Here is a 21,719-nt window from a genome sequence, read left to right as displayed (position 1 = left end):
CTACCTGTTTTCTAGGTAATAGGCGGGCGGCGATCCGTCTCGGCTGAAAAGGGACGGTCAGCTCAGCAGCTTGCGGGCCGCCTCCTCGATCTCTTCCTCCGACAGCAGCACGTGGTCGGCCGCGGCGCCCAGCGGGATGAAGCTGTCGGCCGAGGTGACGCGGGCGATCTGGCCCTGGAACCCCGCGTCGACGAGCTCGGCTACGACCCCTTCTGAGACGCCGCCGCTGTGCCGGGTCTCGTCGGCGATCAGCACCTTGCCGGTCAGCTCGGCGGCTCGTACCAGATCCTCCACCGGCAGCGGCGCCAGCCAGCGCAGGTCGAGCACCCGGCAGCTGACCCCCTCCTGCGTGAGCCGTACGGCCGCGCGCAGGCTCATCCGCAGCCCGTTGCCGAACGTCACGATCGTCAGGTCGCGCCCGTCGCCGTAGGAGCGGGCGCGGCCGATCGGCACGTGCGTCTCCGCCCAGCGCGCGGGCGGCGCGTACGGGGCGAGCCAGCCGCCGTCGCCCGCGTCGAACAGGTCTCTGGTGTGGTAGAGCGCGATCGGCTCCAGGAACACGCAGACCGAGCCTTGTGTACGGGCCGCCGCCAGGCAGGTGCGCAGCATGGCCGAGGCGTCGTCCGGCCGCGACGGCGCGGCGACGACCAGCCCCGGGATGTCCCGCAGCGCGCCGACGGCGTTGTCGTTGTGGAAGTGGCCGCCGAATCCCTTCTGGTAGGCCAGGCCCGCGACCCGCACCACCAGCGGGTTGGGGTAGGCGCCCTGGGAGAAGAACGACAGCGTGGCCGCCTCGCCGCGGATCTGGTCCAGCGCGTTGTGCAGGTAGGCCAGATACTGGATCTCCGGCACCGGCAGCAGCTTGGACACCCCCGCGCCCAGCGCCAGCCCGAGGATGGACTGCTCGTCGAGGAGCGTGTCGAAGACCCGGCTTCCGCCGAAGCGCTTCTGCAGGCCCCGGGTGACGCCGTAGACGCCGCCCTTCTTGGCCACGTCCTCGCCGAAGACCATCATCTCCGGGTAGACGGCCAGCGCGTCGGCGAGCGTGCGGTTGATCGACTGGGCGAGCGTCATCGGCTGCTCCGTCTCGGGCAGCGCGCCCGCGAACGCCTTCACTCTGACACGGCTCTCCGCCGCGACCGGGCTGATCTTGGCGATCAGGTCGGCGTGGCGCGGCGCGATCGGCTTCATGACCTCCTTGGCGGAGGCCAGTCGCGGGCTGCGGGTGGTCTCCAGTGCGATCCGCAGGACGTGCTCGCGCGACAGTTCGTACCGCTTGAGCAGCTCTTCCGGCGTGGTCACTCCCGCCTCCACCAGCAGCCGGGCGGTCCGCAGCAGAGGGTCGCGGGCCAGGTCGGCGCGGATCTCCCGCTGGGTGCGATAGGCCGCCTCGACGTCGGAGCCGGCGTGGCCCATCAGCCGCACGGTGGACAGGTGCAGGAAAGCGGGGGAGCGGCTGGTGCGTACGTAGGAGACGGCGCGCTGGGCCGTGTCGTAGGCGTCGGCCAGGTCGCAGCCGTCGGCGGCGAAGTATTCGATGCCGGGCCGGCGGGCGGCCGCCGCCACCCAGCCCTTGGGCGTGCGGACGCTGATGCCGATGCCGTTGTCCTCGCACACGAACAGGATCGGCAGCGGCTGTCCCTGGTGGGTGGCGTAGGCGGCGGTGTTGAAACCGGTCAGCGCCGAGGCGTGGTTGATCGAGGCGTCGCCGAAGCTGCAGACCGTGATCGCGTCGTCCGGCCACGCCTGGCCGGCGTCGAGCGCGCGGGCTCGTTCGATGGCGAGGGCCACCCCCACGGCTCGCGGCAGATGGCTGGCGATGGTGGAGGTCTGCGGGATGACCGCCAGGTCGGGGTGGCCGAACACCTTGTGCCGGCCGCCCGCGATGGGCTCCTCCGCCGAGGCGGTCAGGCCCAGCAGGACGTCGCGGACGCCCTGGTCGGGAAGCCGTCCCGCCTGCTCCGACCGGGTCAGGTAGAAAGCGCCGGAGCGGTAGTGGAGCAGGGCGGGGTCGTCGGGCCGCAGGGCGGCGGCGACGGCCGCGTTGCCCTCGTGCCCGGCCGAGCCGATCGTGTAGAAGCCCAGATCCTGCTCCCGCAGCCAGCGGGCGGCGATGTCGAGCAGCCGGCTGTCGAGCTGGCGCCAGTAGAGCGCGTGGCACCGCTCGCCGGTGAGAGCGGTCCCCTCGCGGATGGGACTCGCCGGATCTCGGGCCGCGCCCGTCTCAAGAGTCGCCACCGCTTGAATGAAATGAGTCTCAACTGTGTCGCGCGCCACAAAGCCGATTATGTCTTCCGTGGGCTCTCGCGTCTGCCAGTCGGCGGGGAGATGTTCTGGACCGGTCCTTTTGACATAGATCTATGACGGATTGTCAAAGTTGAGAACTTTGGGCCTTGTCGCGGCGTCTACTGAGACGAAACACGTGGCACCCTCAAATGCCGCGTTGAAACCCCTGGGGTATCCAGAAAGGAAACCCGCATGTTACAACGCATCCGTGTAGTAACCGTCGTGCTCGCGATGGGCGCCGGGGCGCTGGCCCTGACGTCACCCGCGTCGGCGGAAGTCCAGGCCGCGGCACCGGAGATCTCCGACGTCCAGCTGAGCCCGGCATCCCCGATCGTCGTCTCCGACAAGGCCGTCACGGCGACGTTCACGTTCTTCGCCAAGGGCGCGACCAGCGCCGAGTTCCAGCTCAAGGCGCCCGGCCAGGCGGGAGTCTTCACCCCGGTGAAGGCCGATGCCGGACTGAAGCGCGGCGAATGGACCCGGTGGACCGCCACCAAGTCCTTCGACGCCGCCTCGGCCGGCACCTGGAACTTCCTCGCCCTCGCCAAGGGCGACGGCGAAGCCTCCACCAAGGGCGCCTTCGAGGTCAAGAAGGCGCTCCCCACCACCAAGATCGTCGGATTCGACGCCGACCCCGGCCGCGTCGACGCGGGCGACAACGTCAGGGTCTCCGGCCGGCTCGAGGTCGACGGCAAGGCCTTCGCCGGGCAGAAGGTCACCATCGCTTTCCGCGGCCGGGGCTCCGACACCTTCCAGAATGTCACCAGCGTGACCTCCGGCGGCAACGGCTGGTTCGCCGCCCAGGTGCGGGCCGAGGCCACCGGGTGGTGGCGGGCCGAGTTCGCCGCCACCTCCGCGGCCGGCGGCTCGGTCAGCGACACCGCACGGGTCGGCGTCAGGGTCAGAGACCGTGACAGCCGTATCGTCGACTTCGACGCCCGTCCCGAGCCCGTCGACCAGGGCGACCGGCTCAGCTTCACCGGCGCCCTGCGCACCGACGCCCGCGCCCTGCCCGGCCAGCGCGTCACCATCAGGTTCAAGGCGAACGGCTCACGGCACTGGAAGTACGTCACCAGTGACGTGACCGACCGTCATGGCCGCTTCTGGGCCTCCACCACCGCGGAGGAATCCGGCTGGTGGCGGGCGGAATTCCGCGGCGCTCGCGGGGTCGACAGCTCGGTGAGCCGACCCACCTGGGTCAAGGTCGTCGAACCGCAGGAGGAGAAGGCGGACAGCCGCGTCATCGGGTTCAACGCCTACCCGGAGCCGGTCGAGCGCGGCGAGTTCCTGCGGATCAGGGCCGCGCTGCAGGTCGATGACGAGGGCGACTGGGAGGGCTACCGGGGCAAGGTGGCCCTGTTCTTCAAGGCCAACGGCTCCGACTCCTACCGGTACGTCAAGTCCACCTGGTCCAGCGAGAGCGGCAGGCTCTTCACCAAGGTCCGGGCCTGGAACTCGGGCCGGTGGAGGTTCGTCTACGGCGGCGACGAGGACACCAACGGCGACGCAAGCCGTTCGGACCACGTCCGCGTGATCCGCTGACCCCGTAAAACGAAGAGGCCCGGGACGAACCTGTCCCGGGCCTCTGTCACGTCAGTTGACCCGATCGGCGGGGGCCGTCGCGCCAAGGCTCAGAAGCATGCTCTTGATCTCGCCGAGCTGGCCATCCACCTGCGTGAACCGCTGATCCACTTGCTCGAACCGCTGATCTACCTGCTCGAATCGCTGATCTATCTGCGTGAACCGCTGATCCACTTGCTCGAACCGCTGGTCTATCTGCGTGAACCGCTGATCCACTTGCTCGAACCGCTGGTCTATCTGCTCAAACCTTTGGTCCACCTGCTCGAACCGTGCATCGGTCTGAGCGCTGAGCTGGTTGAATCGCGCATCGATTTTGTCAAGGAGGTTGTTTGCGACCGCGTCCACCCGCTCGTGAAGAGTGGTGAAACGTACTGCGATTGTCGTATCAGGCACGCCGCTCACTGTACGAGACTCAAGAGCGGTGAGTCTGACCTCATGGTCGTTCACTTGAGCTTGCAGACCGAACACGGGGGGTTCCTTTCCAGGAGAGGTAATGCCGCCACGCATCGGGAAAGTTACCTTCCGTGAAGCCCATGTCGCATTCGAACACGAGACCTTTGTTGGCGCTCCAACCAACCGGGTCTAGTCGGCGCGTCGGAACTGGGCGATGCCCACACCCAGCAGCACCGCTCCGAGCGCCGCGACCAGGCCGAGCTCCACCGGGATCGGCACCTGCCAGCCGAACCACTGCACGCCCGGGTTCAGCGTCGCGTTCACCGCCGGTGGCACGTCCAGGGTCGCGAAGACGGCCTGCCGCATCGGGTCCACCGCGTACGTCATCGGGTTGACGACCGTCAGCACGTGCAGCCACGACGGCAGGTTGGCCAGCGGGAACATCGCGCCCGACAGGAACATCATCGGCATGATCGCCATCTGCATCAGCCCGAAGAACGTCTGCATGTTCTTCATCCGGGCCGCGAGCATCACACCGAAGGCGGTGATGGTGAACGCCGCCAGGAACATCTCACCCAGCAGCGTGAGCATCAGGACGGGCGAGTAGGGGACGCCCACCAGCCCGGCCATGGCGAGGATGATGACGCCCTGCCCGGTGGCGACGATCGCGCCGCCGAGGCACTTGCCCACCACGATCGCGGCGCGCGAGACCGGCGCCACGAGCATCTCGCGCAGGAAGCCGAACTCGCGGTCCCACACGATCGACCCGGCGGAGAACATCCCCGTCATGATCACCGTCATCGAGATCATGCCCGGGTACATGAACGTACGGAAGTCCACTCCCGGGATCGACCCCTGCACGAGCGAGCCCAGCCCGGTGCCCATGACGAACAGCCAGAGCACCGGCTGCAGCAGCATGGACAGCATGCGGGTGCGGTCGCTGAGGAAGCGCAGCAGCTCGCGGTGCAGCACCACCTTGACCGCGCGCAGGTCGTGACCCGCGCTGCGGGCGGGCACCCGCACCCTGATCGCCTCTGTGGTCATGGTCATCGCCTCGCCATCGTGCGCATCCACGCCATGTTGTTGTCGTCGCCGGCCTCGGCGTCGCGGATCGTGGAACCGGTGTAGGACATGAACACGTCGTCCAGCGAAGGACGCGACACGCTCACCGCCGTGATGGGCATGCCGAGCTCGGCGAACAGCCGGGGCACGAACTCCTCGCCCGAGGCCACCGCGAAGGTCACGGCGCCCTCGTGCACGGCCGCCTCGAGGCCGAACCGGTCACGCAGCGCCTTGATCGCGGCCTCGTCGTCGCGGGTGTGGATCTGCACCCGGTCCTTGCCGACGCTGGCCTTGAGCCTCTCCGGGGAGTCGATCACCACCACCTCGCCGTGGTCGATGATCGCGATCCGGTCGCAGTATTCGGCCTCGTCCATGTAGTGGGTGGTCATGAAGATGGTGATGTCCTCGCTGATCCGGAGCTGGTTGATGTAGCCCCAGATGGCCGCGCGGGTCTGCGGGTCGAGCCCGACGGTCGGCTCGTCCAGGAACAGCACCCGGGGCGAGTGCAGCAGACCGCGGGCGATCTCCAGCCGCCGCTTCATGCCGCCGGAGAACGTCATCACCTTGGCGTCCTTGCGGTCCCAGAGCGCGACCATCTCCATGACCTGCTTGATCCGGTCGCCGACGATGGCCTTGGGCACGCCGTACAGCTCGGCGTGGAAGCGCAGGTTCTGCTCGGCGCTGAGGTAGCCGTCGAGGGTCGGGTCCTGGAAGACCAGCCCGATGTTGCGGCGGACCTCGTCGCGCTCCCTGACCACGTCGTGCCCGGCGACCGTGGCGGTGCCGCCGGTCGGGTTCACCAGCGTGCAGAGCATGCTGATGGTGGTGGTCTTGCCCGCGCCGTTCGGCCCGAGGAAGCCGAACACCTCTCCCGACGCCACCTCAAGGTCCACGCCCTTGACGGCCTCGGTTTTACCATACGTTTTGCGTAACCTGTTGACGGCCACAGCCGTTTCGGTGCTCATGCGATCCTCCGCCGGTATCTGGCCTGAGGTGGCGGGCGGCCCGCCCGGTCAGCCGGTAGGCACGGCTGCCGTCGTCGCAGACAAACCTCTACCTTCGAGATATGTAAAAGATATATCTAGATAGTCGGTACAACAAGACGTTTTTAGTGGATCGACCGAATGTTAGCGGGCGTTAACTGAGGCCTCGATCGCGGCGCGCGCCATGGCGTGCAGGAGCGGCCGCATGTCCTGCGGCGGCAGCTCGCCGGCGCTGTGCGGCGTGGAGTTGAGCAGGCCGAAGATCGCGTGGGTGGCGGCGCGCAGGCGCGCGGGCGGGCACGACGGGTGCAGCTCCGCCAGGACGGTCACCCACTCCTCGACGTACAGCCGCTGCAGCCGCCTGATCCGCCGCCGCTCGCCCTCGGGGACGTTGCTCAGCTCCCTGTCGTGCACGGTGATCAGCGCCGGCTGCTCCAGCGCGAACGTGATCTGCACGTGCAGCAGCGCGTCGAGCGTCTCGCCCGGCCCGCTCGCCGTGGTGACGACCGCGACCGCCGACTCGCGCAGTCGGGAGCTGATGTCCAGGAGCATCTCGGCCAGCAGCGCGTCCTTGCCGCTGAAGTGCCGGTAGAGGGCCGGGCCCGAGATCCCGACCGCGCCGCCGATGTCCTCGATGGAGACGCCGTGGAAGCCGCGCGCGGCGAACAGGCTGGCGGCGGCCGCCAGGATCTCCGCACGCCTGTTGCCGCGATTTCGGGTAGGTGCCTGAGCGGTGGTCACGTCTCACATGCTAGACGGTTACGTTAATGATGGCTAACATCATGGCCATGATGAGAGGGGACACATGAGCGACTGGCCGGTGCTGAAGTCGGCCGCCGACCGTGCGAGCGAGGCTTACAAGCGCAACGCCGAGCTCAACGAGCGGCTCGCCGCCGACCTCCTCGAACGCCTCGCCACCACCGCCCTGGGCGGCCCCGAGCGCTCGCGGCTGCGCCACGTCGCGCGCGGCAAGCTGCTGCCGCGCGACCGCGTCGACGGCCTGCTGGACCCCGGCTCGCGCTTCCTGGAGCTGTCGCCGCTGGCGGCCAACGGGCTCTACGACGACCAGGCGCCCGCCGCCGGCATCATCACCGGCGTCGGCAGGATCTCCGGTCGCGAGTGCGTGGTGGTCGCCAACGACGCCACCGTCAAGGGCGGCACCTACTACCCGATCACCGTCAAGAAGCACCTGCGCGCCCAGGAGGTGGCGCTGCACAACCACCTGCCGTGCGTCTACCTCGTCGACTCCGGCGGGGCCTTCCTCCCCAAGCAGGACGAGGTCTTCCCCGACCGCGAGCACTTCGGCCGCATCTTCTACAACCAGGCCACGATGTCGGCGCGCGGCATCCCGCAGATCGCCGCCGTGCTCGGCTCCTGCACCGCGGGCGGCGCGTACGTGCCCGCCATGAGCGACGAGGCCGTCATCGTCCGCGACCAGGGCACGATCTTCCTGGGCGGTCCGCCGCTGGTGAAGGCGGCCACCGGCGAGGAGGTCACGGCGGAGGAGCTCGGCGGCGGCGACCTGCACGCCCGGGTCAGCGGCGTCACCGACCACCTCGCCGAGGACGACCCGCACGCGCTGGCCATCGTCCGCGACATCGTCTCCACCCTGGCCCCGCGCGCCGCGCGCCCCTGGGACACGACCGAGCCGGAGCCGCCCGCCCACGACCCGCGCGACCTCTACGGGATCGTCCCCGCCGACACCCGGCAGCCGTACGACGTGCGCGAGGTCATCGCGCGGCTGGTCGACGGCTCGCGGTTCCTGGAGTTCAAGGCGGAGTACGGCGCCACGCTCGTCACCGGCTTCGCCCGGTTGCACGGCCACCCGGTGGGGATCGTCGCCAACAACGGCATCCTGTTCAGCGAGTCGGCGATGAAGGGCGCGCACTTCATCGAGCTGTGCGACCAGCGGCGGATCCCGCTGGTGTTCCTGCAGAACATCAGCGGATTCATGGTCGGCAAGGCCTACGAGGCGGGCGGCATCGCCAAGCACGGCGCCAAGATGGTCACCGCGGTCTCGTGCGCGCGGGTGCCCAAGCTCACCGTGATGATCGGCGGATCGTTCGGGGCGGGCAACTACGCCATGGCCGGTCGCGCCTACTCGCCCCGGTTCCTGTGGATGTGGCCGAACGCGCGCATCTCCGTCATGGGCGGCGAGCAGGCGGCGAACGTGCTGACCACGGTGGGCAACGCGGACGCCGACGCGATCAGGGCCCAGTACGAGCATCAGGGCAACCCCTACTACTCCACGGCCAGGATCTGGGACGACGGCGTGATCGACCCGCTCGACACCCGCACGGTCCTCGGGCTGGCTCTCTCCGCGGTGGCCAACGCCCCGCTCGACCCCATCGGCTACGGCGTCTACCGGATGTGACTCATGGCTCACCCACCCAGCACGCCCTTCGAGCGCGTGCTCGTCGCCAACAGAGGCGAGATCGCCGTGCGGATCATCCGTACGCTGCGTGCGCTCGGGATCACCTCGGTGGCCGTGCACACCGCCTCGGACGCCGGCGCCCGGCACGTCGTGGAGGCTGACCTGGCCTACCAGATCCCGAATTATCTGGATATTTCGGCAATTGTGGAGGTCGCTGGGGCGGCCGGGGCGCGGGCCGTCCATCCGGGGTACGGATTTCTGGCGGAGAACGCCCTGTTCGCCCGCCGGTGCGCCGAGGCCGGTCTGGTCTTCGTCGGCCCGCCGGCCGGGGCCATCGAGGCCATGGGTGACAAGATCCGCGCCAAGGCCACCGTGTCGGCCGCCGGTGTCCCCGTCGTCCCCGGCGCCGCCGAGCCCGGCGACGACCTCACCGCCTGGCGGCACTTCCCCGCGCTGATCAAGCCGTCGGCCGGTGGCGGCGGCAAGGGCATGGTCCTGGTCACCGCCGCGGCCGACCTGCCCGACGCCCTGGCGTCCGCTCGCCGTACGGCGAGCGCCGCCTTCGGCGACGGCACCCTGCTGATCGAGCGCTACATCGGCGACCCGCGCCACATCGAGATCCAGATCCTCGCCGACGGCCACGGCGGCGTCGTCCACCTCGGCGAACGCGAGTGCAGCCTCCAGCGCCGCCACCAGAAGATCATCGAGGAGTCCCCGTCCCCCTTCGTGGACGCCGTGACGCGCCGGCGCATGGGCTCGGCCGCCGTCGAAGCGGCCCGCGCCGTCGGCTACACCGGCGCGGGCACGGTCGAGTTCATCGTCGACGGCACCACGGGCGCCTACCACTTCATGGAGATGAACACCCGCCTCCAGGTGGAGCACCCGGTCACCGAGCTGGTCACCGGCCTGGACCTGGTGGCCCTCCAGCTCCACGTCGCCGCCGGCCACCCTCTCCCTTTCACCCAGGACGAGGTACGCCTGACCGGCCACGCCGTCGAAGCCCGCATCTACGCCGAAGACCCCGCCCGAAGCTTCCTCCCCACCGGCGGCCGCATCCTCACCCTCCACGAACCGTCGCCCCCGCGTGCCGTGGGGGAGCTCGGCGCGCAGCCGTCCGTACGGGTGGACTCCGGTCTCCTGGAAGGCGGGGTCGTGGGCAGCGAGTTCGACCCCATGCTGTCCAAGGTCATCGCCTGGGCGCCCGACCGGGCCACCGCCCTGAGGACCCTGGACCAGGCCCTGGGCGACACCACCATCCTCGGCGTCACCACCAACATCCCGTTCCTGCGAAGCCTGCTCACCCACCCGGCCGTACAGGCGGGCGACCTGGACACCGGTCTGGTGGAACGCATCCTCCCCGACCTGCTCCCCACCACCGCCGTCCCCGACGAGGTCCTGGCCACCGCCGCGCTCGCCTTCCACGACACCCCCCAGGGCAGCGACCCGTGGGACATCGCCGACGGCTGGCGCGTCGGCCCACCGGCCTGGACCGCCTACCGCCTGGAGTCGCGGGACGGCGTACACGACGTCAAGGTCCGGGGCCTGCCACGAGAGGCCGCCGAGGTCCGTACGACAGCCGCCGCCGGAGCAGCCGAGCAGGACCTCAGCTCTCGTGATGCCGAGGGGGTGCCCGCGAGGCTGCGGGCAAGTGGGCACAGCCTCGCCGTCACCCTGGGTGGCCGTACCGACCGGTACGCCTGGGCGCGCGACCTCGAGACGTTGTGGCTCGGCAGGGACGGTCGCACCTGGGCGTTGACGCGGCACCGCGTCGGCGACCCCGGCGACCGGCCGGGCGCGGCGGGCGGCGGGGACGGCGTCGTCAGAAGCCCCATGCCGGGCACCGTCCTGGTCGTCAAGGCCCAGGTGGGCGACCGGGTCGGCGAAGGGCAGCCGCTGCTGATCGTGGAGGCCATGAAGATGGAGCACACCGTCACCGCCCCCCGCGACGGCCTCGTCACGGAGTTGCCCGTGCAGGCAGGCCAGCAGGTGGACATGGACGCCGTACTGGCCGTCGTCACCAGCGAGGAGGCGTGATGAGCAGGTCATATCCGATGCGGGACCTCCCGCAGCAGGTCACCGTGCACGAGGTGGGCCCGCGCGACGGGCTGCAGAACGAGGCGGCGATCGTACCCGTGGAGGTGAAGGCGGAGTTCGTCGACCGGCTCGCCGACGCGGGGCACAAGGTGATCGAGACGACCAGTTTCGTGCACCCCCGCTGGGTGCCGCAGCTCGCCGACGCCGAGGAGCTGCTGTCCAGGCTGCACCGCCGGCCGGGCGTCCGCTACCCGGTGCTGGTGCCGAACCTGCGCGGCCTGGAACGGGCCCTGGCGCACGGCGTCGACGAGATCGCCGTCTTCGCCAGCGCCACCGAGACGTTCGCCGCCAAGAACCTGAACCGGAGCCTGGAGACCCAGTTCGACATGTTCGAGCCGGTCGTCGCCGGGGCGCTGGAGGCCGGGGTGCGGGTGCGGGCGTACGTGTCGATGTGCTTCGGCGACCCGTGGGAGGGCGACACGCCGATCCCGCAGGTGGTGGCGGTCGGCGAGCGGCTGCTCGGCCTCGGCTGCTACCAGCTCTCGCTCGGCGACACCATCGGCGTCGGCACCCCCGGCCACGTGACCGCCCTGATCGACGCGTTCGGCTCCCCGGACCGGCTGGCGGTGCACTTCCACGACACCTACGGCCAGGCGCTCGGCAACACGCTGGCCGCGCTGTGGGCGGGGGTGACCACGGTGGACGCCTCCACGGGCGGCATCGGCGGCTGCCCGTACGCCGAGTCGGCCACCGGCAACCTCGCCACCGAGGACCTCGTCTGGATGCTGCGCGGGCTCGGCATCGACACCGGGCTCGACCTGGACAAGCTCGTCACCACCAGCACCTGGCTGGCCGAACGGCTGGGCCGGCCCAGCCCCTCCCGCGTCGTCCAGGCCCTCTCGAAAGGCTGACCTGCCATGCTGACCCCTGAACACGAAGAGCTGCGCAAGACCGTCGAGGCGTTCGCGCGTGACGTGGTCGCCCCGGTCATCGGGGACTTCTACGAGCGCGAGGAGTTCCCGTACGACATCGTGCGGCAGATGGGCGCGATGGGGCTGTTCGGGCTGCCGATCCCGGAGGAGTACGGCGGCATGGGCGGCGACTACTTCGCGCTCTGCCTGGCGCTGGAGGAGCTGTCCCGGGTCGATTCGAGCGTGTCGATCACGCTGGAGGCGGCGGTGTCGCTCGGCGCCATGCCGATCCTGCGGTTCGGCACCGCCGACCAGCGCGCGCGGTGGCTGCCCCGGCTGGCCGCCGGTGAGCTGCTCGGCGCCTTCGGCCTGACCGAGCCCGGTGGTGGCACCGACGTGCCGGGCGGGATGCGGACCACCGCCGTCCTGGACGGCGGGGAGTGGGTGATCAACGGCACGAAGGCGTTCATCACCAACTCGGGCACCGACCTCACCGGCGTCGTCGGCGTGGCCGCGCTCACCGGCGAGCGGGAGATCTCCACGATCCTGGTGCCCGCGGGGACCCCCGGCTTCACCGTCTCCAGGAAATACTCCAAGGTCGGCTGGAACGCCTCCGACACCCGCGAGCTGTCGTTCGCCGACTGCCGCGTGCCCGCCGAGAACCTGCTCGGCGAGCGCGGCCGCGGCTACGCGCAGTTCCTGCAGACCCTCGACGAGGGCCGCATCGCCATCGCCGCCGTCGGCGTCGGCCTCGCGCAGGGCTGCGTGGACGAGTGTCTCAAGTACGTCAGGGACAGGAAGGCGTTCGGTCACCCGATCGGCCACTACCAGGCCATCCAGTTCAAGATCGCAGACATGGAGGCCCGTACGCACACCGCGCGGCTGGCCTATTACCACGCGGCGGACCGGATGCGCGCGGGCCTGCCGTTCAAGAAGGAGGCGGCGATCGCCAAGCTCGTCTCCTCCAACGCCGCCATGGACAACTCCCGCGAGGCCACCCAGATCTTCGGCGGCTACGGGTTCATGAACGAGTTCCCCGTCGGGCGCTTCTACCGCGACGCCAAGATCCTCGAGATCGGCGAGGGCACCAGCGAGGTCCAGCGCATGCTCATCGCCCGCCAGCTCGGCCTCGGCGACCTGTGACAGGGGACGGGGCCCTCCCAGGCCAGGCGATTCACCGGGAATCCTCGACACTCGGTGAACGGCGATTGGACTGGTGATGGAGCACGATCTAGGGTCATACGTCATGACGGCTGACGACCTTGTCATCAGGAAGGCCGAGAAGGCGGACGCGGACGCGGTGTTCGCGTTGGCGCGTGAGTTCGGGCTGACCTTCAGGCCCGAGCGCGACGCCTTCGACGAGGCGTTGCCGATATTGCTGCACGATGAGGACACCCTGCTGATCACGGCCGTGGTCGACGGGCGGGTGCAGGGCTACCTGCTCGGCAACGTGCACCTCACGCTGTTCGCCAACGGGCCGGTCGCCTGGGTCGAGGAGGCCATGGTGCAGACGGGGTCGCGCAGGCAGGGGATCGGGCGGGCGCTGCTGGAGGAGTTCGAGAAGTGGGCCCGCTCGCGTAATGCCCGGTATGTGGGGATGGCCACCCGGCGGGCGCCCGAGTTCTACCACGCGCTGGGCTACGAGGCGTCGGCCACGTTCTTCCGCAAGGTCCTGCGCTGACCTGGTCGTAAACGGGTGGCATATTTGGGGGCGTGAGTATCCATACGGTGAGCCCCCTGTTCGTCGGGCGAGCCCGCGAACTGGCCGTGCTCGGCGCCGCCCTCGACGGGGCGCGGGCCGGGACGGCGTCCACCGTGCTCGTGGGCGGCGAGGCGGGAGTCGGCAAGACACGCCTGGTCGGTGAGCTGGCCGAGCGTGCCCATGACGCCCTGGTGCTCGTCGGCGGGTGCCTGGAGCTGGGCACCGAGGGGTTGCCGTTCGCGCCGTTCACCGCCGTGCTGCGCGGTCTCGTACGCACGCTCGGGCGAGACGGCGTCGCCCGGCTCGTGCCGGGCGGCTCGACCAGGGAGCTGGCGCGGCTGCTGCCCGAGTTCGGCGAGCCCGACCAGGACGGGGCGGAGGCGCGGGCGCGGCTGTTCGAGCAGGTGCTCGGGCTGCTGGAGCGGCTGACCGAGGACCAGCCGGTCGTGCTGATCGTCGAGGACGCCCACTGGGCCGACCGGTCCACCCGTGACCTGCTGTCCTTCCTGGTCCGCTACCAGCGCGGCGACGGCCGCCTGCTGATCGTCGTCACCTACCGCGCCGACGAGTTGCACCGCGCGCACCCGCTGCGCCCGCTGCTGGCCGAGCTCGGGCGCGTCGGCTGGGTCACCCGGCTGGAGCTCGGCAGGCTCACCCGCAGGGAGGTCGTCGAGCAGGCGGCGAGCATCCTGGAGCGCGAGCCGTCCCCTGTGGACATGGACCGGATCTACGCGCGCAGCGAAGGCAATCCGCTGTTCGTCGAGGCGCTGCTCAGCGAGGTGAGCGGCGGCGACGCGCTGCCCGAGTCGCTGCGTGACCTGCTGCTGGCCAGCGTGGAGCGGCTTCCCGAGGAGACCCAGGAGCTGCTGCGGGTGGCCAGTGTGGGCGGGCAGCGCATCGAGCACGACCTGCTGTCCGCCGTCGCCGGGCTGGACGAGAGCGCGCTGGCGCGCGCGCTGCGCCCGGCCGTGGCGGGCAACGTGCTCGTCGTCGACGGCGAGGGCTACGCCTTCAGGCACGCGCTGATCCGCGAGGCCCTCCACGACGACCTGCTGCCGGGGGAGCACACCCGCCTGCACACCAGGTTCGCCGAGGCGCTCGAGCGCGACCTGTCGATCCTGCCCGCGCCGCGCGGCGCCGTCGAGCTGGCCCACCACTGGCACTCCGCCCGCGACACCACCTGGGCGCTCATCAGCGCGTGGCACGCCGCCGCGGCGGCCCGCAAGTCCACCGCCTACGACGCGCAGTTCGGGATGCTGTCCAGAGTGCTGGAGCTGTGGGACCACGTGCCCGACGCGGAGGAGCGCATCGGCGTCGGGCACACCGCCGTGCTGCACCAGACCTCGGTCGTCTCCTACCTCGCCGGCGAATACGACCGCGGCGTGGCCCTGGCCACCGCCGCCCTCACCGAGATCGACCGAGCGGCGGAGCCGGCCGCCGCCGCCCGCGCGCTGCGCCAGCGCGGCCTCATGCGCTACGACCTGAGCCGCCCCGGCTACGTCGACGACCTGCGGGAGGCGGCGTCCCTGGTGCCGGCCGACCCGCCGAGCAGGCTGCGCGGCCGGGTGCTCGAATCGCTCTCGCGCATGCTCCACCGGCCCGAGCAGCTCGCCGAGAAGATCGCCAACGCGCAGCAGGCCATCGACATCGGCCGTGCCGTCGGCGACGCCGCCACCCACGCGCACGCGCTGATCAGCCTCACCTGGGAGCGCTGCCGCTACTCACAGATCGACTCCCACCGCGACGGGTTCGTCGAGGCGCGGCGCATCGCGGACCAGGCCGACGCCTACAGCGCGATCATGCGCGGCGCCATCTCCGAGTCCGACGTGCTCGAAGGCGCCGGCCGGCACGAACAGGCGGCCCAGGTCGCCCGCGACGGCATCTCCCTGGCCCAGCGCTACGGCCTGGCCCGCACCTCCGGCACCTTTCTGTCGATCAACCTGGCGGAGCCGCTGGTGTCGCTCGGCCGCTGGGACGAGGCGCTGGAGGTGGTGGAGCACGCCCTCGGCCTCATGCCGCCACCCCCGCACCAGGCCAGTCTGCAGGGCTTCGGCACCGACATCGCCCTCGCCCGCGGTCTGCTCGACCGCGCCGAGACGCTGCTGGCCGCCTCCCGGCGCGTGCTGTCCCGCGGCAAGTCCCGCGAGCAGACCGTGCTACCGCACGTGCGCAGGGAGGTCCAGCTCCTGCAGGCCCAGGGCCGGCTCGGCGAGGCCCGCGAAGCGGCGGCGCGCGCCCTGCGCGAGCACGACCTGACGGCCGACCCGCGCTACTCCTGGGGTCTGCTCGTCCACCTGGCCGAGCTCGGCGGCCCCCTCCTGCCGGAGCTCCGCTCGATCGCCGAGTGGCTCGACGTCGAAGGCGACCTGCAACACGCCCAGCGCCTCACCTTCACGGCCCTGACCGAGCAGGCTCTGGACGGGGCCGAGGCGGCCGGTCGGCGCGTCAAGGCCTGGGACGAGGCCGCGGCCGCCTGGGCGGCTCTCCACCAGCCCTACGGTGAAGCCAGAGCCCAGAGCGGCGCGGCGCAGGCGGCGCACGCGGCCGGTGATCGGCAGGAGGCCACCGCGCGGCTGACCAGGGCCCGGGAGCTCGCCGAGCGACTGGGCGCCGTTCCCCTCCTGGAGCAGCTCGACGTCTTCTCCCGCCGCGCCAGGATCGCTCTGACGGACGGCGCCGCCCCCGACGGCCTGCCCCTCGGCCTCACGGCCCGCGAGCTGGAGGTCCTGCGGGAGGTCGCGCGCGGCCGCAGCAACCGCGAGATCGCCGGGGAGCTGTTCATCTCGGTCAAGACGGTCAGCGTGCACGTCTCCAACATCCTGGCCAAACTCGCCGTCGCCTCCCGGGGCGAGGCCGCGGCCAAGGTGCACGCGGTGGGGCTGTTCGACGACTGACGGTCAGCCGGTGAGCTGCGCCTCCAGGCGGTAGCCGTCCACGGTCACGTACACCTGGTCGCCGGGGCGGGCGTTGAGGCGCATGAGGACGGGCTGGAGGGAGTCGAAGACCGGCTGGTGGCCCTGCCACACCAGGACGATGGCGTTGTCGCCGGGCCCGGTGACCGAGAGCAGAGTGCCGGGGCGCATGCCGAGCTGGGTGGCGTAGCCCTCGGGGACGGGGACGGGGCCGCCGCGGAGATACTCGGGGGTGACGTCGATGCGCTGCCAGCGGCGGGGATCCGACGACGGGCTGGGGAGCGGGGGCGGCGGGGTGGCGGGGGTGCCCGCGAGGCTGCCGGGCAACACGGGGGAGCGGCCGCCGGACAGGGCGGAGAGGGTGGCGAGCGCGGCCGTGGGGTCGATGGTGGCGGACGACGCCGCGGGGATGGGCTGGCCGCCTCTGTGGTGGTGGCCGTTGGCGCCGGGGGTGCGGCGCGGGAGCGGCTGGGGAGGGGCGGCGGAGGCGACGGGATCGGGCCCGGACTCCGCCGGGAGGGCGTCGAGCCAGGCCTTGGCCGAGTGGGTGCGGATGCCGAGCTCGGTCATCAGGGCCACCATGTCGGTGTCCGGCGGGGAGGCGGCCAGCAGTTGCCTGGTGCGGGACTGGAGGCCGTGGATGTCACCGATGACGAGCCAGCCGTCCTGCAGGCGGCGGTCCGGCATCAGCGTGACGAGCACCCGCCACAGCGGGGTGCGCAGCGACGGCACCATCACCGGGTGGGCGGGGTCGGCGCCGATGAGCTGGTCCTGGGTGGCGGCCGAGCCGAGCCACTCCGTGAGCCGGAACATGTGGCCGGTGACGGGCGCGGACTCCGAGGAGCGCAGCCAGTTGAGTACGCGTTCCTCGGCCGTCCGCTGGGCCTGGGAGAGCACGTCCCGTTCGACGAGCATCTTGTGCGCGAGGGTGCGCAGGCTGATCGGGTCCTCGGCGAACAGGCGGTGCACCGCGACGGACAGCTCCAGCTTGTTCAGGCTGCGGAAGAGGCTGTCCACCACGCGGACCATCGCGTGGTCGGTCTCGCTGGGCGCCGGGGTGGCGGGCGCCGCGAGAGGCGCGGCGACGGGGGCCTCGGGCTGCGGGCGCTGCGGGGAGCCGTTCCCGTTCTGGACGGGGAAGGAGCCGGTCTGGCGGGACCGGGGCTCGCCGTTCTCGCCGAGGGCCGGGAAGGAGCCGGTGGTGGGCGGGGGACCGCCGTTCTGGCGGTTGTCGCCGACGGCGGGGAAGGAGCCGGTGCTCGGATTCTTGTCGCCCGGTCCCGAGAAGAGCCCGTTGCCCGGCCGGTTCTCACCAAGGGCGGGGAAGGAGCCCGTGCTCGGACCGCCGTTGCCGGGGAACGGCCCCGCGCCGGGGCGGTTCGCGTTCGGCACGGGGAAGGAGCCGGTGCCGGAGCGGTTCTCGTTCGGGGAAGAGCCGGTGCCGGGGCGGTTCTCGTTCGGGGAGGAGCCCGTGCCCGGGCGGTTCGCGTTCGGCACTGGGAAAGAGCCGGTGCCGGGGCGGTTGTCCCGCTGGGCGGGGAAGGAGCCGGTGCTGGGACCACCGTCGCCGGGCGAGCCCGCGCCGGGGCCTACCGCGGGGAAGGAGCCGGTGCCGGGGCGGTTGCCGCTCTGCGCGGCGAACATGCCGGTGGCGGGGCCAGGGTCCCCCGGGGTGGGGAAGGCGTTCGCCGCACGCTGCGGCACTCCTTCGCCCTGGGCGGGGACGGCGCCCGGCGCGCGCTGCGGCGCCCCGTCGCCCTGGGCGGGGGTGGCGCCGGTCGCGCGCTGCGGCTCGCCGGCGACGGGGAAGGTCCCGGTCGTGCGCTGCGGCACGCCTTCGCCCACGGCGGGGAAGGCGCCGGTCGTGCGCGGTACGCCCTCGCCGACGGCGGGGAAGGAACCGGTGCCGGATGCCGGGCCGCGTTGCGGCGCGCGGCCGGCCTCGGGCTGCCCTGCCGCCTGTACGGCACGGGCCGCGGACTCCGGCTGGGCCGAGATGCGGCCGAGCACTTCGCGGAACACCGAGCCGAGCACGGCCTCGGGCGTGGCCGAAGGGGTGCCCATGTCACCGGGGGACAGGCGGCGCAGGCGGTGCCAGCCGCCCAGGCCGGCGATGGCGGCCCTGGTGGGCTCGGGCCAGCCCGGCAGTGCCGGGTCGATGTGGTGGATCGTCAGCGCGGGCAGCACGTCGGCGAGCGGCAGGTAGTCCCAGCGGGCGGTGGCCAGCAGCGCCAGCCGGTCGCAGATCCAGTCGAGCCCGGCCATGGCGAGGGCTCGTGAGAGGGGGAGCGAGGACCACCAGGCGGCCGGTAGCCGCGCATCGGTCAGTGCCTCCGCCACCTGCTGGGGACGGCTCCAGCGCAGGGCAGGGACCAGGTCGCTCAGGCAGATCGATGACTCGACTTCCATCGGCGGACCTTATCCTCCCCAGTGAGCCGCATGGTGCTCTTGGATACGTATGTGGCTGTTCGTGCAGCCTACGCGGCAAGCTATCAATCGGTGCGAATAGGGTAAAGACGCTTCACGTCCAAACCGTACCGTGGCCTACCCCCAACCAGGGCCACACATTCGGCACCGGCACGGCAACCTGCCTCAAGAGCGGCCCTTTCGCCGGCACCTGTCAGGGTGGCTGTGAGATATCCCGCTGCGAACGCGTCGCCCGCTCCGGTGGAGTCCACCATCTCCGTCGGCACCGGGTCCGCCTTGGCGACGACCTGCCCGCCGGTGGCCGCGAGCGCCCCCTGGGACCCCAGCTTCACCACCGCCGTGCCGTACCTCTCGCTGAGCAGTTCGGCGGCGCGTTCGGGGGCGGCGGCGCCGGTGAGCAGAAGTGCCTCGTCCCGATTGGGGAAGATCAGCTCGGCGGGCGCGGTCTCGGTCAGGAAGCGCTCGACGCCGAACTCGCGCAGCGGGCTGGTGGAGGCCGGGTCGACGCTGATGGCGATCCCGGCGGCGACGGCCTGGGCCATGGCCAGCCTGACCAGGCGCAGGCCGGGCTCGCCGAACAGTGTGTAACCGGACACGTGCAGGCGGGCGACGCCGTCGAGGAGGGCGTCGTCCCAGTCGTCGGTGGAGATGAGCCCGCCCGCGCCCCGGTTGGTGAGCATGGATCGCTCGCCGGTCCGATCCACCATGGCGATGACGACCGCCGTGGGATGGTCGGCGTCGAGGCGGACGTGTGGCCGGACGCCGGCCTTCACCAGCTCGCCGATGTGCCACTCGCTGCTGTCGTATCCGCATCTGGCCAGCAGCCCGACCTCGCCGCCCAGGTGGGCGGCCCAGGACGCGGTGTTCGCGCCGGAGCCGCCCGGCCGGAGCACGATGTCGGCGGCGATGTCGGAGGCCGACATGACCGGTGCGCCGTGCAGGGCCACCACATCGGTGACGACATCACCTATGACCAGGAGACCCTTGCCGGTCACGATCGCGACCAGGCTAGGGAGATCTGCGCCGCGAGGGCGGTGTTACCGCGTACGGCGGCGAGGTTGGCCTCCAGGGATGCGCCGGAGGTGCCGCGCACCAGATAGCCGAGCAGGAACGGGGTGATCGCCTGCCCGGTCACGCCGTCGCGGGCGGCGGCGTCGAGCGCCTCGGCCAGCACCCGGTCGTGCAAGGCGGGGTCGAGCTGCTGGTCGACGGGGACGGGGTTGGCGACGATCAGCGCGCTCTCGTCGCCGCCGAACGCGTCCTGACCGCGCATGATCGCGGCGGCGTCCTCGGGCGACTCGATCCGCCACTCGACGGGCAGGCCGGAGGAGTTCAGGTAGAAGCCGGGGAAGGTGTCGGTCCGGTAGCCGGCCACGGTCACGCCGCGCGTCTCCAGCCGCTGCAGGGTCGCGGGCACGTCCAGGATCGACTTGACGCCGGCGCAGACGACCGTGATCCGGGTACGGGCCAGCGTGTCGAGGTCGGCGGACTCGTCCTGCTCCTCGGTCCAGCCACGGTGCACGCCGCCGAGACCGCCGGTGGCGAAGACCCGGATGCCCGCGCGGGCGGCCAGGAACGACGTCGCCGACACCGTCGTGGCGCCGCTCGCCTTGAGCGCCGAGGCCACCGGCAGGTCACGCTGTCCCAGCTTGCGCAGCCCGGACTCGCTCGCCACGCGCTCCAGCTCCACCTCGGACAGGCCGATCCTGGCCACCCCGTCGAGCACGGCGATGGTCGCGGGCACCGCTCCGGCGGCTCGTACGATCTCCTCCAGCTCCCGTGCGACCTCCAGGTTGCGCGGCTGCGGCAGCCCGTGGGAGATGATCGTGGACTCCAGCGCCACCAGGGGGGCACCGGTGGCCAGCGCCTCGGCGACCTCGTCGGACGGCTGCAGGTGTGACTCGGCGGCGCTGCGCATGGTGGGTTTCGTGCTCCTCGAATGGTCCCGATGATTCTCAATCAGAACGATGTCTTTCCCGGACTTTGTTCCAAACTGAGGAGGTTACGGCGGGACCGCGTGCGCGTCCACCCGTCACGGGATCAGCAGCACGGCCCCCACCAGCGCGATCCCTCCGATGAGCCCGGTGGCGATCCCGCCGAGCAGCAGAGCGCGCCCGCCGCTCAGCAGTCTGCGCACGTCGATCCCGGTGCCCAGCCCGAACAGTGCGGCGGCCATCAGCACGTCGGTGATCGGGGGCACGGCCGCCGTCACGGACTCGGGGACGAGCCCGGTGCCGCGCAGCGCCACCATGGCCAGGAATCCGGCGACGAAGAGCGGGACGACGGGGGGCCGGCCGGCGCCGGGGCGGGCCCGCGCGCTCAGGGCGACGATGGGGGCCAGCAGGATGACCCGGCCCAGCTTGACGGTGACCGCCGCGGCGAGCACGCCCGAGGCCGCGCCGATCGCGGCCACCTGCGCCACCTCGTGCACCGCCGCCCCCGTCCACACCGCGAGCTGCGCCGGTGACAGGCCCAGCCAGGCCGCCAGCAGGGGCACCGCGATGATGGCGGCGCTGCCGTACAGGACCACCACGCCGAGGGCGCTCGCCGCGTCCTCGTCGTCGCCGCCCGCGCTGTCGCGCATGGCCGCGATGGCGGCCGCGCCGCAGATGGACACCCCGGTGGCGACGAGCAGGCCGGTGCCGGGGGACAGGCCGAGGCGGCGGCCGACCAGCGGCGTGACCACGAACGTGACGCCCGTCGCCACCAGCACGATCACCACCGTCCGCCAGCCCATGGCCAGCACTTCGGGCACCGAGATCCGCAGGCCGAGCAGGACGATCGCGACGCGTAACACCCGCTTGGACACCAGCCGCAGGCCGGGCAGCAGTCTCTCGCCGACGCCCCCGGACGCGGCCAGGGCCGCGCCCGCCGCCACCGCCACCACCGCCGGGCTGAGCACGGGCAGCAACGCGTGTACGGCCAGCGCGAGTACCACCGCCATGGCCGCCGCGAACAGGCCGGGCAGGACAGAGGTGTGCGTCTTGCGAGAGGGGGTTTGCAGCACGATGTCCAGTCTTCGGGCGGCCGGAGGCCCCCGGTAGCCACGGGTTG

At 71.5% G+C, this 21,719-nt stretch carries 16 protein-coding genes; 7 read left to right on the top strand and 9 right to left on the bottom strand.

Going from position 1 to position 21,719, the window contains the following annotated elements; translation table 11 throughout:
- Positions 1-57 precede the first annotated feature (57 nt).
- On the bottom strand, positions 58-2,238 hold the full coding sequence (locus tag IEY87_RS39765) for a thiamine pyrophosphate-dependent enzyme (protein WP_225277621.1): 2,181 nt from the start codon (positions 2,236-2,238) through the stop codon (positions 58-60).
- Positions 2,239-2,478: 240 nt separating this feature from the next.
- On the opposite strand from IEY87_RS39765, the gene IEY87_RS39760 reads away from it, so the two are divergent.
- Positions 2,479-3,828: a hypothetical protein gene (locus tag IEY87_RS39760; protein ID WP_189144038.1), complete on the top strand. Its 1,350-nt coding sequence runs from the start codon at positions 2,479-2,481 to the stop codon at positions 3,826-3,828.
- Positions 3,829-3,879: 51 nt separating this feature from the next.
- Here the strand turns inward: IEY87_RS39760 and IEY87_RS39755 are convergent, their stop codons facing one another.
- From IEY87_RS39755 to IEY87_RS39740, 4 genes are all read right to left on the bottom strand, one after another.
- Entirely contained in the window at positions 3,880-4,335 is a 456-nt protein-coding gene (locus IEY87_RS39755; protein ID WP_189144037.1) for a GPO family capsid scaffolding protein, read from the bottom strand.
- Positions 4,336-4,449: 114 nt separating this feature from the next.
- Entirely contained in the window at positions 4,450-5,310 is an 861-nt protein-coding gene (locus IEY87_RS39750) for an ABC transporter permease (RefSeq protein WP_189144036.1), read from the bottom strand.
- Positions 5,307-6,287: an ATP-binding cassette domain-containing protein gene (locus tag IEY87_RS39745; protein ID WP_189144035.1), complete on the bottom strand. Its 981-nt coding sequence runs from the start codon at positions 6,285-6,287 to the stop codon at positions 5,307-5,309. The genes IEY87_RS39750 and IEY87_RS39745 overlap by 4 nt, the downstream gene beginning before the upstream one ends.
- Before the next feature lie 162 nt (positions 6,288-6,449).
- The gene (locus tag IEY87_RS39740) at positions 6,450-7,046 is read right to left on the bottom strand and encodes an SACE_7040 family transcriptional regulator (RefSeq protein ID WP_189144034.1); all 597 of its coding nucleotides are present in this window, start codon (positions 7,044-7,046) and stop codon (positions 6,450-6,452) included.
- 64 nt (positions 7,047-7,110) lie between these two features.
- Between IEY87_RS39740 and IEY87_RS39735 the strand changes: the two genes are divergently transcribed.
- The 6 genes from IEY87_RS39735 to IEY87_RS39710 all read left to right on the top strand — a co-directional run bounded on the left by IEY87_RS39735 (position 7,111) and on the right by IEY87_RS39710 (position 16,220).
- Positions 7,111-8,679 (top strand): carboxyl transferase domain-containing protein, encoded by a 1,569-nt coding sequence (locus IEY87_RS39735; protein ID WP_189144033.1) that lies wholly within the window; start codon positions 7,111-7,113, stop codon positions 8,677-8,679.
- Between the two features lie 3 nt (positions 8,680-8,682).
- Positions 8,683-10,713, top strand: coding sequence for an acetyl/propionyl/methylcrotonyl-CoA carboxylase subunit alpha (locus IEY87_RS39730; RefSeq protein ID WP_189144032.1), 2,031 nt, complete (start codon positions 8,683-8,685; stop codon positions 10,711-10,713).
- Positions 10,713-11,624: a hydroxymethylglutaryl-CoA lyase gene (locus IEY87_RS39725; RefSeq protein WP_189144031.1), complete on the top strand. Its 912-nt coding sequence runs from the start codon at positions 10,713-10,715 to the stop codon at positions 11,622-11,624. The genes IEY87_RS39730 and IEY87_RS39725 overlap by 1 nt, the downstream gene beginning before the upstream one ends.
- Positions 11,625-11,630: 6 nt before the next feature.
- On the top strand, positions 11,631-12,767 hold the full coding sequence (locus IEY87_RS39720) for an acyl-CoA dehydrogenase family protein (protein ID WP_189144030.1): 1,137 nt from the start codon (positions 11,631-11,633) through the stop codon (positions 12,765-12,767).
- A 103-nt stretch (positions 12,768-12,870) separates the two neighbouring features.
- On the top strand, positions 12,871-13,305 hold the full coding sequence (locus IEY87_RS39715; RefSeq protein WP_189144029.1) for a GNAT family N-acetyltransferase: 435 nt from the start codon (positions 12,871-12,873) through the stop codon (positions 13,303-13,305).
- A 32-nt stretch (positions 13,306-13,337) separates the two neighbouring features.
- The gene (locus IEY87_RS39710; protein WP_189144028.1) at positions 13,338-16,220 is read left to right on the top strand and encodes a helix-turn-helix transcriptional regulator; all 2,883 of its coding nucleotides are present in this window, start codon (positions 13,338-13,340) and stop codon (positions 16,218-16,220) included.
- A 3-nt stretch (positions 16,221-16,223) separates the two neighbouring features.
- Here the strand turns inward: IEY87_RS39710 and IEY87_RS46875 are convergent, their stop codons facing one another.
- The 4 genes from IEY87_RS46875 to IEY87_RS39690 all read right to left on the bottom strand — a co-directional run bounded on the left by IEY87_RS46875 (position 16,224) and on the right by IEY87_RS39690 (position 21,672).
- A complete protein-coding gene (locus IEY87_RS46875; protein WP_189144027.1) occupies positions 16,224-18,647 on the bottom strand; it encodes a hypothetical protein in 2,424 nt (807 codons plus the stop codon).
- An 83-nt stretch (positions 18,648-18,730) separates the two neighbouring features.
- On the bottom strand, positions 18,731-19,660 hold the full coding sequence (locus IEY87_RS39700; protein ID WP_189144026.1) for a carbohydrate kinase family protein: 930 nt from the start codon (positions 19,658-19,660) through the stop codon (positions 18,731-18,733).
- Positions 19,657-20,583 (bottom strand): pseudouridine-5'-phosphate glycosidase, encoded by a 927-nt coding sequence (locus IEY87_RS39695; protein ID WP_189144025.1) that lies wholly within the window; start codon positions 20,581-20,583, stop codon positions 19,657-19,659. The genes IEY87_RS39700 and IEY87_RS39695 overlap by 4 nt, the downstream gene beginning before the upstream one ends.
- Positions 20,584-20,697: 114 nt before the next feature.
- Complete coding sequence (locus IEY87_RS39690; RefSeq protein WP_225277620.1) at positions 20,698-21,672, bottom strand: YeiH family protein; 975 nt, start codon at positions 21,670-21,672, stop codon at positions 20,698-20,700.
- Positions 21,673-21,719 lie beyond the last annotated feature (47 nt).

It is taken from the genome of Nonomuraea glycinis (genome assembly GCF_014646515.1).
GTDB classification, from domain to species: domain Bacteria; phylum Actinomycetota; class Actinomycetes; order Streptosporangiales; family Streptosporangiaceae; genus Nonomuraea; species Nonomuraea glycinis.
The sequence above is the reverse complement of the archived record's forward strand: the minus strand, read 5'-3'. Positions and strand labels throughout refer to the sequence as shown.

Excerpts from the sequence above, each read along its gene's own strand:
- IEY87_RS39760 (WP_189144038.1), top strand. The coding sequence starts at position 2,479 with ATGTTACAACGCATCCGTGTAGTAACCGTCGTGCTCGCGATGGGCGCC.
- IEY87_RS39720 (WP_189144030.1), top strand. The coding sequence starts at position 11,631 with ATGCTGACCCCTGAACACGAAGAGCTGCGCAAGACCGTCGAGGCGTTC.
- IEY87_RS39730 (WP_189144032.1), top strand. The coding sequence starts at position 8,683 with ATGGCTCACCCACCCAGCACGCCCTTCGAGCGCGTGCTCGTCGCCAAC.
- IEY87_RS39725 (WP_189144031.1), top strand. The coding sequence starts at position 10,713 with ATGAGCAGGTCATATCCGATGCGGGACCTCCCGCAGCAGGTCACCGTG.
- IEY87_RS39750 (WP_189144036.1), bottom strand. The coding sequence starts at position 5,310 with ATGACCATGACCACAGAGGCGATCAGGGTGCGGGTGCCCGCCCGCAGC.
- IEY87_RS39695 (WP_189144025.1), bottom strand. The coding sequence starts at position 20,583 with ATGCGCAGCGCCGCCGAGTCACACCTGCAGCCGTCCGACGAGGTCGCC.
- IEY87_RS39735 (WP_189144033.1), top strand. The coding sequence starts at position 7,111 with ATGAGCGACTGGCCGGTGCTGAAGTCGGCCGCCGACCGTGCGAGCGAG.
- IEY87_RS39715 (WP_189144029.1), top strand. The coding sequence starts at position 12,871 with ATGACGGCTGACGACCTTGTCATCAGGAAGGCCGAGAAGGCGGACGCG.
- IEY87_RS46875 (WP_189144027.1), bottom strand. The coding sequence starts at position 18,647 with ATGGAAGTCGAGTCATCGATCTGCCTGAGCGACCTGGTCCCTGCCCTG.
- IEY87_RS39745 (WP_189144035.1), bottom strand. The coding sequence starts at position 6,287 with ATGAGCACCGAAACGGCTGTGGCCGTCAACAGGTTACGCAAAACGTAT.